We start from the raw sequence: 13,246 nt of genomic DNA, 5'->3' as shown, positions 1-13,246 counted from the left end.
GTGGACGTCAGCGTTCGTGTGCCGGTAGTGGACAGATCAGGTGTGCCCCCACCGGCCTGCCTTCCCACCCACTCACGGGAGGGGACAGACCGTAGGACGGAGTCCGTAGGGCTGTCACCGCAGCCGACAAACAAACGCCCGCCGCAGGCGACACGGCGCGAAAGCAGACGAGTCGGCAGCAGCAAAGCGCAGCGGAGGGGCCCGCCGCAGGCGACACGGCGAACAACCACCACGGCGGGCCAGCCGAAAACGTGGGAAGCCGGCCAAGCGCAGAGGAACGCTCATGGGACGTTCTCCGGCAAGAAAGATCCACGTGGTCCCCTCCACGCACGGCCCGCCGACAACAGCCTTATGCGTGTCGTCCTCGTCACCGAATCCTTCCCGCCCGATGTCAACGGCGTCGCACACTGCGCCCTGGAAACCGCCCGGCACCTCGTACGGCGCGGGCACGATCCGCTGGTCATCGCGCCGCTCGGTGGCCGCGTGCCCGGCGCCGCGACGTACGAGAGCCCCTGCCCCGTCGTCCGGGTGCCCTCGATGCCGCTGCCCGGGTACCCGCAGGTGCGGATCGCGCTCCCCGGGCGCCGGCTGTCGGCCGCCCTCGACGGGCACCGGCCCGATCTGGTGCACCTCGCCAGCCCCTTCGTCCTCGGTGCCCGCGCGATGGCGGCCGCCGCCCGCCGGCGGGTGCCCGCCGTCGCCGTCTACCAGACCGACCTGGGCCGCTATGCCCGTACCTACCTCGGCGGTGGTGCGGCCACCGCCTGGCGGCGTATCCGGGCCGTGCACGCGGCCGCCGACCGCACCCTGGCGCCCTCCAGCGCGGCGCTGCTGGACCTGACCGACCACGGCGTGCCGCGGGTCCACCTGTGGCCGCGGGGCGTCGACTCCCAGCGGTTCCACCCGGGGCGGCGCGACGCGGTGCTGCGCAGCTCGCTGGCCGCGGGGCGGGAGTTGCTGGTGGGGTACGTGGGACGGCTCGCGCCGGAGAAGGACGTCCGGCTGCTGGCCGAGACCTCGCGGCTGCCGGGCGTTCGTACCGTCGTCATCGGCGAAGGCCCCAGCGCGGCCGGGCTGCGCGCCGCACTGCCGGAGGTCCGTTTCCTGGGCCGCCGCACCGGTGACGAACTGGCGCGCCTCTACGCCTCTTTGGACGTGTTCGTGCACACCGGCCCGTACGAGACCTTCTGCCAGACCGTGCAGGAGGCGATGGCCTCCGGTGTGCCGGTGGTCGCGCCGCGCGCGGGCGGCCCGGTCGACCTGGTCGACCACGGCCGTACGGGGCTGCTGGTGACACCGGGCGACGGCGGCGCGTTCCGGGACGCGGTGCGCTTCCTCCGGGGCAGCGCCGAGCTGCGCGTACGGTACGGCTCCGCGGCCCGCCGGGCCGTCGCGGACCGCACCTGGGAGGCGGTGGGCGATCAGCTCCTGGGCCACTACGAGGCCGTGCTCGCCGACCGGACGGCGGTGGCGGCATGAACCGGCGGCGCACGGCCGGCACCGGACTGCGGATCGTACGGATCGCCAACTTCGTCACCCCGGCCTCCGGCGGGCTGCGCACCGCACTGCGCGCGCTCGGCGAGGGCTACCGGGCCGCCGGGCACGAGCCGGTGCTCATCGTGCCCGGACCGCCGGAAGGCGACGGCGCCGGCCGGGTGGGCGGGGTACGTGACGAACTCACCGGCCAGGGGCGGGTGATCACCCTGCCGGGGCCGGTGCTGCCCGGCAGCGGCGGCTACCGCCTGCTGACCGACCGCCACCGGCTGCAGCGCCTGCTGGCCGCGCTGGCCCCCGACCGCCTGGAGGTCTCCGACCGTACGACGCTGCGCTGGACGGGCGAGTGGGCACGCCGGGCCCGGGTGCCCGCGGTGATGGTCTCGCACGAGAGCGTGGACGGGGTGCTGCGCACCTGGGGCGTGCCGCGGCCGCTCGCGCGGGCCGCCGCGGACCGGCTCAACCGCCGTACGGCGCACGCCTACAGCCGGGTGGTGTGCACCACCGACTGGGCGGCGGCGGAGTTCACCCGGGCCGGGGCGCGCAATGTGGTGCGCGCACCGCTCGGCGTCGATCTCGCCGCCTGGCACCCGGACTGCCGCAGTGCGGAGCTTCGGCGCCGCTGCGCGGGCCGGGCCGAGTTCCTGCTGCTGATGTGCTCGCGGCTGTCGCAGGAGAAGCGTCCGGGGCGGGCCCTGGACGCGCTGGCGGAGCTGCGCCGGCGCGGGGTCGACGCGGCGCTGGTGGTGGTCGGCGACGGGCCGCTGCGGCCGCGGCTGGAGGCCCGGGCGCGGGCCGAGCGGCTGCCCGCGGCGTTCCTCGGGCATCTCGCCGACCGGTCCCGGCTCGCCGCGCTCCAGGCGAGCGCCGACCTCACCCTGGCGCCCGGACCTGCCGAGACCTTCGGGCTGGCCGCCCTGGAGGCACTCGCCTGCGGGACCCCGGTCGTCGCCAGCGCGGCGTCGGCGCTGGCCGGACTCGTCGACGGCGGCGGTGACACGGCGCTCGACGACGGGCCCTCCTTCGCCGACGCGGTCCAGCGGGTACTGGCCCGGCCCGAGCCCGCCCGGCGCGCCGCCGCCCGCCGCCGGGCCGAGGGCTACGGCTGGCAGCCCGCCGTCGACGCCTTCCTGGCGGCGCACGACGCGCCGGCGGTGCGCGGCCGGCCGGTCGGCGCACCGGCGGTGCCGTATCCGGCGGGCCCGTTGGGCGGGTGGTGACCATGGGACCGGAGGGGACAGCGGGTGCGACGGGGGCGCCGGCCGCCGGCCCGGGCCGATTCGTCGCGCTCGGCGACTCGCTGACGGAGGGGCTGGGCGATCCGCTGCCGGGCGGCGGCTGGCGTGGCTGGGCCGCGCTGCTCGCCGCGGCGCTCGGCGAGCCGCCGGGGGGCGTACAGCTGGTGAACCTGGCCTTCAGCGGGGCGCTGGCGGCGGATGTGGCCGACCGGCAGCTGCCCGCCGCGCAGCAGCTGAAGCCGCGGTTCGTCTCGCTGGTCGTCGGCGCGAACGACACCCTGCGGGCCGCCTTCACCATCGAGCGGGTGGCGGCCGCGCTGGACCGGACGCACGGCGCTTTGAGCGCGGGCGGTGCCGTGGTCCTGACGGCGTGTCTGCCCGATCCGGGCCGGATGCTGGGCCTGCCCGGGCCGCTGGCCCGTCCGCTGGCGCGGCGGATGCGCGCCGTCAACACCGTCGTCCACGCGGTGTCCGCCCGCCACGGGGGAGTGCATCTGCACCTGGCCGACCACCCGTGGGTCGCCGAGCGCGCCTCGTGGAGCGTCGACCGGCTGCACCCCAGCGAGCGCGGCCACCGGCTGCTGGCGCGCGGGTTCCATACGGCGCTCGCCGCCGCCGGCGTGCCCGTCGGACCGCCGCCTTCGCTCACCCTCGACGGCCGGCCGCCGACCCCTGCCGCCTCCGCCCTGTGGATGGCGACCAAGGGGACGCGCTGGGTCGCCGACCGGTGCACGGATCTGCTGCCCGGCCTGCTCGCCCTGGCGCTCCAGGAGTGCCGGCACGCACTGGCCGGGTCCGGGCGGCTGCTGGACGCCGCGGCCGACCGTGCCACCCGCAGCGCCCTCGCCGCGCTGGGGCCAGTGCCGGGTGTCGCGGGGCAGGCGGGGCTTGCGGCACAGGCCCCGGGGGCCGGATCCCCGCCGAACGACGCCGGTGCGGTGAAGGGCGCTGCGACAATGGCGGGATGACCGGACGCTGGGAGTTCTGGATCGACCGCGGTGGCACGTTCACGGACGTCGTCGGCAGGCGGCCGGACGGGCGGCTGGTCACCGGCAAACTCCTCTCGCACCACCCCGAGCGCTATCGGGACGCCGCGGTGGCCGGCATCCGGATGATGCTGGGGCTCGGCCCGGACGAACCGGTGCCCGCCGAGCGGGTCGGTGTCGTCAAGATGGGCACCACCGTCGCCACCAACGCCCTCCTGGAGCGCACGGGCGAGCCGACGGTGCTGCTGACCACGGAGGGCTTCCGGGACGCGCTGCGGATCGCCTACCAGAACCGGCCGCGGATCTTCGACCGGCGGATCGTGTTGCCCGAGGCGCTCTACGACCGGGTGATCGAGGTGCCGGAGCGGATCGGCGCCCACGGCGAGCTCGTCCGGCCGCTGGACACCGACACCGTCCGCGAGGCGCTGCTGCGGGCCCGTGCCGACGGGCTGCGCAGCGCCGCCGTCGTCCTGCTGCACGGCTACCGGCACGCCGACCACGAGAAGGCCGTCGCCGAGCTGGCCAGAGCGGCCGGCTTCGCCCAGGTCAGCTGCTCGCACGAGGTCAGCCCGCTGATGAAGCTGGTGCCGCGCGGCGACACCACCGTCGTCGACGCCTACCTCTCCCCGATCCTGGGCCGCTACGTCGACGAGGTCGCCGCCCAACTCCCCGGCATCCGGCTGATGTTCATGCAGTCCAACGGCGGGCTGCGGCAGGCGGCACACTTCCGCGGCAAGGACGCGGTGCTGTCCGGGCCCGCGGGCGGCGTGGTCGGCATGGTCCGTGCGGCCGCCGAGGCCGGCGACGGGCACGACCGGGTGATCGGCTTCGACATGGGTGGCACCTCCACCGACGTCTCGCACTACGCCGGCGAGTTCGAGCGGGTCTTCGGCAACGAGGTCGCGGGCGTACGGATGCGCGCCCCCATGATGAACATCCACACCGTCGCGGCCGGCGGCGGCTCCGTACTGCACTTCGACGGGCGCCGCTATCGGGTCGGCCCCGACTCGGCGGGCGCGGACCCGGGGCCGGCCTGCTACCGCCGCGGCGGGCCGCTCGCCGTCACCGACGCCAATGTGATGCTCGGCCGCATCCAGCCCGCCCACTTCCCCGCGGTGTTCGGGCCGGACGGCGAGGCGCCGCTGGACGCCGAGGCGGTCCGCACCCGCTTCGCGGAGCTGGCCGCGCGGATCGCCGCCGAGACCGGGGACGACCGCGGCCCGGAGGAGGTCGCGGCCGGCTTCCTGGACATCGCGGTGCTGAACATGGCCAACGCCGTCAAGAAGATCTCCGTCCAGCGCGGCCACGACATCACCCGCTACGCCCTCACCAGCTTCGGCGGCGCCGGCGGCCAGCACGCCTGCGCGGTCGCCGACGCGCTGGGCATCGCCACGGTCCTCGTCCCGCCGCTGGCCGGGGTGCTCTCCGCGTACGGCATCGGGGTCGCCGACGCCACCGCGATGCGGGAGCAGGCCGTCGAGGCGGAGTTCACCGACGCCGCGGCCCTCGACCGGGTCCGGGAGGTGTGCGCGGCGCTCGCCGGGCAGACCCGGCGCGAACTCCTCGACGACGGGGTGCCGGACGAGTCGATCACCACCCGGGCCCGGGTGCTCGTCCGCTATGCCGGAACCGACTCCACCATCGGCGTACCGCTCGCCGACGCCGACACCATGGCAGCGGAGTTCGTCCGCGCGCACCGCGAGCGCTACGCCTTCACCATGGACAAGCCGCTGGTGGCCGAGGCGGTGTCGGTCGAGGCGCTGGGGGAGGCCGGCGGCGCGCGCGGCTACGAGGCGGGGGCCGGCGGCAGGAAGGGGGAGCTGGCGCCGGCCGCGACGGTCCGGATGTACGCGGGCGGGCGCTGGCGGGACACCGGCCTCTACCGGCGCACCGACCTGCGCCCCGGCGACACCCTCACCGGCCCGGCGATCATCGCCGAGGAGGACGCGACCACGGTCGTCGACCCCGACTGGCAGGCGGCCATGGGCGAGCGCGGACACCTGACGCTGACCCGGACCCGGCCGCGCACCGACCGGGTCGCGGTCGGCACCGAGGCCGACCCGGTGATGCTGGAGGTCTTCAACAGCCTCTTCATGGCCATCGCCGAGCAGATGGGGGTCCGCCTGGAGAACACCGCGCACTCCGTCAACATCAAGGAGCGCCTCGACTTCTCCTGCGCGCTGTTCGACGCCGAGGGAAACCTGATCGCCAACGCGCCGCACATTCCGGTGCACCTGGGCTCGATGGGGGAGTCCATCAAGGAGGTGCTCAAGCGGCGCGGCCGCGAGATGCGGCCGGGCGATGTGTACGCGATCAACGATCCGTACCACGGGGGCACCCACCTCCCGGACGTCACGGTCGTCACCCCCGTCTTCGCCCCGGACGGCGGCGAGCTGCTGTTCCTCGTCGCCTCCCGCGGCCACCACGCCGAGATCGGCGGCATCACCCCGGGCTCGATGCCGGCCTTCAGCAGCACCATCCAGGAGGAGGGCATCCTCTTCGACAACTGGCTGCTGGTGCGCGACGGCGGGCTGCGCGAGCGCGAGACCCGCGAGCTGCTGACCTCCGGCCCGTACCCCTCGCGCGCACCGGACGCCAACCTCGCCGACCTGCGCGCCCAGATCGCCGCCAACGAGAAGGGCATCCACGAACTCCACCGGATGACCGAGCAGTTCGGACTGGACGTCGTACGCGCCTACATGGGCCACGTCCAGGACAACGCCGAGGAGTCCGTGCGCCGGATCATCGCGCGGCTGGCGGACGGCAGCTGCCGCTACGAGACCGACGGCGGCGCGCAGATCCATGTCGCGCTGCGCGTCGACCGCGCCGCCCGCAGCGCCGTGCTCGACTTCGCCGGCACCTCACCCCAGCAGCCCGGCAACGCCAACGCGCCCACCTCGGTGGTGATGGCGGCCGTGCTCTACGTCTTCCGCACCCTGGTCGCCGAGGACATCCCGCTCAACAGCGGCTGCCTCAAGCCCGTCGAGGTCCGCATCCCGGAGGGCTCGATGCTCGCCCCGGTCTTCCCGGCGGCCACCGTCGCGGGGAACGTGGAGACCTCGCAGGCGGTCACCGGCGCGCTCTATGCGGCCCTCGGCGTCCAGGCCGAGGGCTCGGGCACGATGAACAACCTCACGTTCGGCAACGACCGGGTGCAGTACTACGAGACCGTCGCCAGCGGCTCGGGCGCCGGTGACGGCTTCGACGGGGCGGACGCGGTGCAGACCCATATGACCAACTCCCGGCTGACCGACCCCGAGGTACTGGAGTGGCGCTACCCGGTCCGCGTCGACAGCTTCGCCATCCGCGCCGGCAGCGGCGGAGCGGGGCGCTGGCACGGCGGCTGCGGCGCCGAGCGCCGGCTGCGGTTCCTGGAGCCGATGACCATCGCCCTGCTCACCAACCACCGCAGGATCCCGCCGTACGGCATGGCGGGCGGCGCCCCGGGCGCGCTGGGCGTGAATTTCATCGAACGGGCGGACGGCTCGCACCAGCAGCTGAAGGGCTGCGACGCGGCGGAGGTCGGCACCGACGACGTGCTGGTGATCCGCACGCCCGGGGGCGGCGGGTACGGGGAGGCTTAGGGGGCCGGTCGACCCGCGACCGGGGTCGGGTGTGTCAGCCGGGGTGCGGCGCCGGCGCCGGCCGCCGGCCGAGGGGCAGGAACCGCACCGGGGTCCCCGGCACCGCCTGTGCCGCGGCGGACAGGAAGCGGGCGGGCACGACGCCGACGACCGGGTACCCGCCCGTGGTGGGGTGGTCGTGGAGGAAGAGGACCGGGAGGCCGTTCGGCGGGACCTGGAGGGCGCCCAACGGCATGCCCTCACTGGGGAGTTCGCCGGGACGGGCGCGTTCCAGGGGCGGGCCCTCGGTGCGCAGCCCGATGCGGTTGCTGGCCGGGGAGACCCGGAAGCGGCCGGTGGCGAGGGTGCGCAGGCCGGCCTCGGTGAACCACGCGTCGCGGGGGCCGGGCAGGAACGGCAGGAGGAGTTCGGACGCCGGGCCGGGGTGCGGGACGGCGTCGGCGGCCGCGGGCGGGCCGTGCGGGGCGCCGAGGGGGAGGACCGCGCCGTCGGTGAGCGGATCGGGGCCCAGGCCCGAGAGCAGGTCGGTGGCGCGGCTGCCGAGGATCTCCTCGGCCTCGATGCCGCCGGCGAAGGCCAGGTGGGACCGCAGGCCGTGGGTGGCGGGCCCGGCGTCCAGAACGGCGCCGGCCGGGATGCGGAACGGTGCGCCCCAGGGGGCGGGGCGGCCGTCGACGGTCACCGGGCAGGGGGCTCCGGTGACGGCGACGGTGGTGGCCGTGCGGACCCGTACGGCGCAGCCGGTGAGCGTGGTCTCCAGGGCGGCGGCCGACTCGGGGTTGCCGACCAGGCGGTTGGCGAGGCGGTGCGCGGGTTCGTCCAGGGCGCCGGCGCGCGGCACCCCGAGGTGGGCGTGGCCGGGGCGGCCGAGGTCCTGGACGGTGGTGAGCGCACCGGCTCGGACGACCGAGAAGGCGCGGTCGGTCATCGGGCGGTCTCCACGCTCTCCAGGGGGACGAAGCGGACCCGGATGCCCGGGGTGAGCAGTGCGGCGGGCTCGCGGCGCGGGTCCCACAGCACGGTGTCGGTGGTGCCGATCAGCTGCCAGCCGCCGGGGGAGGAGCGCGGATAGACGCCGGTGTACGGTCCGGCGAGCGCGACCGAGCCCACCGGGACCTTCGTGCGCGGGGTGTCCCGGCGCGGTACGTGCAGCGGCTCGGGCAGGCCGGTCAGATAGCCGAAGCCCGGGGCGAAGCCGCAGAAGGCGACGTGGAATTCGGTGCCGGAGTGCCGGCGGACGACCTCGTCGGGGGTGGTGTCCCACAGGGCGGCGACATCGGCGAGGTCGGGGCCGTCGTAGCGGACCGGGATCTCGACGGTGGGCCGGTCGGCGGCGGCGCGCGGCGGGACGACCCAGGTGGCCAGCTCGGCGAGGAAGCCGCGGGGGTCGGCGAGGCCGTCGAGGAAGACCGTGCGGGCGGCCGGCACGATCTCGCCGATCCGCGGCAGGGCGCCGTCGGCGGCCCGGCGCAGCAGCTCGGCGTGCAGCGCCTCGACCTCCTCGGCGCCGTCCAGCTCGATCAGCAGCCCGTGTTCGCCGACCGGCAGCGGCCTCATGTGAAGCTCCGGACGCGGACGCCGGCGGCGGTCAGCTCGGACCGTACGCGCCGGGCGAGGTCGGCGGCGCCCGGGGTGTCGCCGTGCAGGCACAGCGAGCGGGCGGCGATCGCGACGCGGCGGCCGTCGTGGGAGGTGACCGCGCGGTCGCGGGCCATGCCGACGGCGCGCTTGACGACCTCGTCCGGGTCGTGGATCACCGCACCCGGCTCGCGGCGGGGGACGAGGGTGCCCTCGGCGGTGTAGGCGCGGTCGGCGAACGCCTCGCCGACGACGGGGAGTTGAGCGAGCCGGGCGGCCTCGTGCAGCCGGGAGCCGGGCAGGCCGAGGACCGGCAGTTGGCCGCCGGCGGTGCGGACGCCCTCGACGACCGCGCCGGCCTGCTCCGCGTCGTGCACACAGCGGTTGTAGAGCGCGCCGTGCGGTTTGACGTAGGAGACGCGGGTGCCGGCGGCGCGGGCGAAGACCTCCAGCGCGCCGATCTGATAGGCGATCTCGTCGGCCAGTTCGTCCGGGGGGACGTCCATCGCGCGGCGGCCGAAGCCGGCCAGGTCGCGGTAGGAGACCTGGGCGCCGATCACCACGCCGCGCGCGGCGGCCAGGTCGCACACCCGGCGCATCGTCGAGGGGTCCCCGGCGTGGAAGCCGCAGGCGACATTGGCGCTGGTGACGACGGAGAGCAGGGCCTCGTCGTCGGTGAGCTGCCAGCGGCCGAAGCCCTCGCCGAGGTCGGCGTTGAGGTCGATGACACAGTCCACCGCGTCGCTCATGTGTGTCCGTTCCAGGGGTTCGTCGGGCCGGCGGGCGGACGGAAGCGGTCCGGCCGGCCCGTATCCGTAGCGGCTCTCCCCCGAGGGCCGTCGAGCCGACCGGCGTGGGGAACAACGTAGAGGATCGTTGAACGATCCGACAAGAGATGTGCGGCACCTGGTCCCGGCTCCGTTGTTTTGTCCCCTGGTCTGGGATTGACTTCCGCTCGACAGGGCACCCGGAGGCCCGCTGTGGCCGCCGGGTACGGACACGACAGCGGGGAGCGGCGGCATGGCCGGCCACGTGGCGAAGAACGATCAGGGGCGGCTCGCCGAGGTCGCGGGTCTGGAACAGGACCGCGCCATGCTGGGGCGCGCCAGCACGGCCGAGCGGGTCGCCGACATCCTGCGCGACAGGATCACCGAGGGCTACTTCCCGCCCGGTGCCCGGCTCTCCGAGGAGAGCATCGGCGGTGCGCTGGGCGTCTCGCGCAACACGCTGCGGGAGGCGTTCCGGCTGCTGACCCACGAGCGGCTGCTGGTGCACGAGCTCAACCGCGGGGTCTTCGTGCGGGTGGTGACGGTCGAGGACCTGGACGACATCTACCGGGTGCGTACGCTCGTGGAGTGCGCGGCGGTACGGGGTTTGGGGCAGGGGCCCTACGACGCCCGCGTCAACGACGCCGTCGCGGCGATCGAGGCCGCCGTACGGGCCGGCGAGGCCGCCTCCGACGAGCGGGAGTGGCAGGACCTCTCGACCGCCAATATCCGCTTTCATCAGGGCATCGTGGCCCTGGCGGGCAGTCCGCGCACGGACGAGCTGATGCGGGGCGTGCTGGCCGAACTCCGGCTGGTCTTCCACGTCATGGCAGACCCCCGGCGCTTCCACGCGCCCTACCTCACCCGCAACCGGCAGATCGTCGAGGCGCTGCAGGCGGGCGACGCCGCCGAGGCCGAGCGGCTGCTGCGCTCCTATCTGGAGGACTCGCGCGTGCAGTTGTCGGGCGCCTACGCCCGGCACATCGCGGAGGAGTGAACGCGGTTTCGAGATTGCCCGCGCAGACCCCTTGTCGGATCGTTGAACAATCGCCTAACGTCCGCTGCAATCTCTTCACCCCTCTTCACGGACCCGCGTGGTCCCGTACGCGGAAGGCGGATCCATGATCGTGCTCCTCGGCGTGCTCGTGGTCGTCATCGGCTTCGCCACGAAACGCAACCCCCTGCTGGTCGTGGGAGTGGCCGGCATCGGCACCGGCCTGCTGGGCGGCCTGTCGCCCGGCAAGGTGCTCGCCGCCTTCGGCGAGGGTTTCGCCGGCAGCCGGGCGGTGACGATCTTCGCGATCACCCTCCCGGTCATCGGGCTCCTGGAGCGCTACGGCCTCCAGGAACAGGCCCGCAACCTCATCGCCCGGTTCGCCAAGCTCACCACCGGCCGTTTCCTCGCGCTCTACCTGGGCCTGCGGCAGATCGGCGCCGCGGTCGGGCTGACCAACGTCTTCGGGCACGCCCAGACCGTCCGCCCGCTCGCCGTGCCGATGGCCGAAGGCGCCGCCGAGCGCAAGTACGGCCGCCTCCCCGACCGGACGCGCGAGAAGGTCCGGTCGTTCTCCGCCAGCGCGGACAACGTCGGCCTGTTCTTCGGTGAGGACGTCTTCCTCGCCGTCGGCTCCATCCTGCTGATCACCGGATTCGTCAACACCACCTACGGCACCCACCTCGAACCGCTGCACCTCGCACTGTGGGCGATCCCCACCGCCGTGTGCGCCTTCGTGGTCCACGGCTGGCGACTGCTGCGCCTGGACCGCCAGTTGGAGCGCGAACTGCTCACCGCCAATGTTCAGCCCAGCGCCGCAGTGGAGGCAGCCCAGTGATCAAGGCAGAGTGGTTCTACTGGCTGGTCGGCCTCAGCTTCCTGGTGATGGCCGCTCAGATGGTCACCGACCGCAGCAACCCCAAGCGCTACGGGACCGGCGCCTTCTGGGGCCTGATCGGCGCCGGCTTCGTCTACAGCAGCTGGGTCGTCACCAAGCAGGCGCCGGCCGAGCCGCTGGGCGTCGCCGTGCTCGCCATGGCCGCGCTGGCCGGCTTCGGCTGCACCGGCCGCGGCACCCCGCGCACCACCACCCCCGAGCAGCGCGTCGCCAGCGCGGCCAGGCTCGGCAACCGGCTGTTCGTCCCCGCGCTCACCATCCCGGCCGTCGCCATGGCCTGCGCCGTCGGCGTCAAACACCTCTCCATCGGGGGCCGACCGGTCCTCCAGGAGGGCAGCGAGACCATCCTGGGCCTCGGGATCGGGGCCGTCGTCGCCCTCGTCGTCGGCATGGTCATGCTGCGGGAGAAGCGGATCTCGGTGCCCGTGCAGTCCGGCCGCTCCATGCTGGAGGCGATGGGCTGGGCCATGCTGCTGCCCCAGATGCTGGCCACCCTGGGCGCCATCTTCCAGGTCTCCGGCGTCGGCGACCAGGTCGGCAAGCTCACCACCTCCGTCCTGCCCAAGGACTCGCTCTACGTCGCGGTGGTCGTCTACTGCGTGGGCATGTTCGCCTTCACCATCATCATGGGCAACGCCTTCGCCGCCTTCCCCGTGATGACCGCGGCCGTGGGCTGGCCCGTCCTGATCGGGCACTTCGACGGCGACCCCGCCGCCGTCCTGGCCATCGGCATGCTCGCCGGATTCTGCGGCACGCTCGTGACCCCCATGGCCGCCAACTTCAACATCGTCCCGGCCGCCCTGCTCGAACTGAAGGACCAGTACGGGCCCATCAAGGCGCAGCTGCCCACCGCGGGCGTGCTGCTCGGCTGCAACATCGTGATCATGGCGCTGTTCGCCTTCTGAGCCGGCCGCCCCGCCCCGTCCCCCTCCCAGCACTGCCGAGGATGTCCGTATGACCCGGGTCCTGCTCACCGGCTTCGAGCCCTTCGACGGTGAGGCCACCAACCCCTCCTGGCAGGCGGTACGCGCCGCCGCGGCCGAACCGCCCCCCGGGATCGAGGTGTCCGCCGTCGAGCTGCCGTGCGTCTACGGGGCGTCGGTGGCCGTGCTGCGCGCCGCCATCGAGGAGGCCCGCCCCGAGGTGGTGATCTGCGTCGGCCAGGCGGGCGGCCGCCCCGACATCACCGTCGAACGCGTCGCGATCAACGTCGACGACGCCCGGATACCCGACACCTCCGGAGCCGAACCGGTCGACGAGGCGATCGTGCCCGGCGGCCCGGCCGCGTACTTCTCCACCCTGCCGATCAAGGCGTGTGTGGCGGCCGTCCGCGCCGCCGGGCTGCCCGCCTCCGTCTCCAACACGGCCGGCACCTTCGTCTGCAACCACGTCTTCTACGGCCTCGCCCACCTCATCGCCACCGAACTCCCCGACCTGCGCGGCGGGTTCGTGCACGTCCCCTACGCGCCCGAGCAGGTCACCGACCGCGCCCAGCCGTCGCTGCCGGTCCCCGCGGTCGCCCGGGCCCTGCGGGAGATCGCCACCGCCGCGGCGCACACCCGCACCGACATCCGCGTGGCGGGCGGGGCCACCCACTGACCGGCGGCGGCCCCGGCGCCCGGCCGTGACGGGCCGCCTCGTAGACTGGCGCACCGGCCCGCGAGCGGTCCGTCAACGGACCCGGCAGCCGTTCCACCCACGAGCGGA

Annotated in this window: 11 protein-coding genes; 8 read left to right on the top strand and 3 right to left on the bottom strand. The window is 74.6% G+C overall.

Annotated elements, in window-relative coordinates; genetic code table 11:
• The first annotated feature begins 351 nt into the window (after positions 1–351).
• The 4 genes from ACZ5XZ_RS16225 to ACZ5XZ_RS16210 are packed head-to-tail and all read left to right on the top strand — an operon-like array spanning position 352 to position 7,302.
• Positions 352–1,479, top strand: coding sequence for a glycosyltransferase family 4 protein (locus ACZ5XZ_RS16225; protein ID WP_468978295.1), 1,128 nt, complete (start codon positions 352–354; stop codon positions 1,477–1,479).
• Complete coding sequence (locus tag ACZ5XZ_RS16220; protein WP_468978293.1) at positions 1,476–2,714, top strand: glycosyltransferase; 1,239 nt, start codon at positions 1,476–1,478, stop codon at positions 2,712–2,714. The genes ACZ5XZ_RS16225 and ACZ5XZ_RS16220 overlap by 4 nt, the downstream gene beginning before the upstream one ends.
• A gap of 2 nt (positions 2,715–2,716) precedes the next feature.
• Entirely contained in the window at positions 2,717–3,700 is a 984-nt protein-coding gene (locus ACZ5XZ_RS16215) for an SGNH/GDSL hydrolase family protein (protein ID WP_468978291.1), read from the top strand.
• Entirely contained in the window at positions 3,697–7,302 is a 3,606-nt protein-coding gene (locus tag ACZ5XZ_RS16210) for a hydantoinase B/oxoprolinase family protein (protein WP_468978289.1), read from the top strand. The genes ACZ5XZ_RS16215 and ACZ5XZ_RS16210 overlap by 4 nt, the downstream gene beginning before the upstream one ends.
• 34 nt (positions 7,303–7,336) lie before the next feature.
• Here ACZ5XZ_RS16210 and ACZ5XZ_RS16205 read toward each other — a convergent pair whose 3' ends face one another.
• Genes ACZ5XZ_RS16205 through ACZ5XZ_RS16195 form a run of 3 tightly spaced genes read right to left on the bottom strand, consistent with a single transcriptional unit; the run spans position 7,337 to position 9,629 of the window.
• A complete protein-coding gene (locus ACZ5XZ_RS16205) occupies positions 7,337–8,230 on the bottom strand; it encodes a 5-oxoprolinase subunit C family protein (protein WP_468978287.1) in 894 nt (297 codons plus the stop codon).
• The gene (gene pxpB / locus ACZ5XZ_RS16200; RefSeq protein WP_468978285.1) at positions 8,227–8,859 is read right to left on the bottom strand and encodes a 5-oxoprolinase subunit PxpB; all 633 of its coding nucleotides are present in this window, start codon (positions 8,857–8,859) and stop codon (positions 8,227–8,229) included. The genes ACZ5XZ_RS16205 and pxpB overlap by 4 nt, the downstream gene beginning before the upstream one ends.
• A complete protein-coding gene (locus ACZ5XZ_RS16195) occupies positions 8,856–9,629 on the bottom strand; it encodes a LamB/YcsF family protein (protein WP_468978283.1) in 774 nt (257 codons plus the stop codon). Before ACZ5XZ_RS16195 ends, pxpB begins: the two co-directional genes overlap by 4 nt.
• Positions 9,630–9,900: 271 nt before the next feature.
• On the opposite strand from ACZ5XZ_RS16195, the gene ACZ5XZ_RS16190 reads away from it, so the two are divergent.
• From ACZ5XZ_RS16190 to pcp, 4 genes are all read left to right on the top strand, one after another.
• Positions 9,901–10,644: a GntR family transcriptional regulator gene (locus tag ACZ5XZ_RS16190; RefSeq protein WP_468978281.1), complete on the top strand. Its 744-nt coding sequence runs from the start codon at positions 9,901–9,903 to the stop codon at positions 10,642–10,644.
• 124 nt (positions 10,645–10,768) lie between these two features.
• Positions 10,769–11,479: a DUF969 domain-containing protein gene (locus ACZ5XZ_RS16185; RefSeq protein WP_468978280.1), complete on the top strand. Its 711-nt coding sequence runs from the start codon at positions 10,769–10,771 to the stop codon at positions 11,477–11,479.
• Positions 11,476–12,444 carry a DUF979 domain-containing protein gene (locus tag ACZ5XZ_RS16180; protein WP_468978277.1) on the top strand — a complete coding sequence of 323 codons (969 nt, stop codon included), beginning with the start codon at positions 11,476–11,478 and terminating at the stop codon, positions 12,442–12,444. The genes ACZ5XZ_RS16185 and ACZ5XZ_RS16180 overlap by 4 nt, the downstream gene beginning before the upstream one ends.
• 49 nt (positions 12,445–12,493) lie before the next feature.
• Positions 12,494–13,138: a pyroglutamyl-peptidase I gene (gene pcp, locus ACZ5XZ_RS16175; protein ID WP_468978274.1), complete on the top strand. Its 645-nt coding sequence runs from the start codon at positions 12,494–12,496 to the stop codon at positions 13,136–13,138.
• The last annotated feature ends 108 nt before the right edge of the window (positions 13,139–13,246 follow it).

The organism is Streptomyces sp. NPDC033270 (assembly GCF_055576575.1).
Note: the sequence above shows the minus strand (reverse complement) of the source record. Positions and strands in the feature narration are given on the sequence as shown.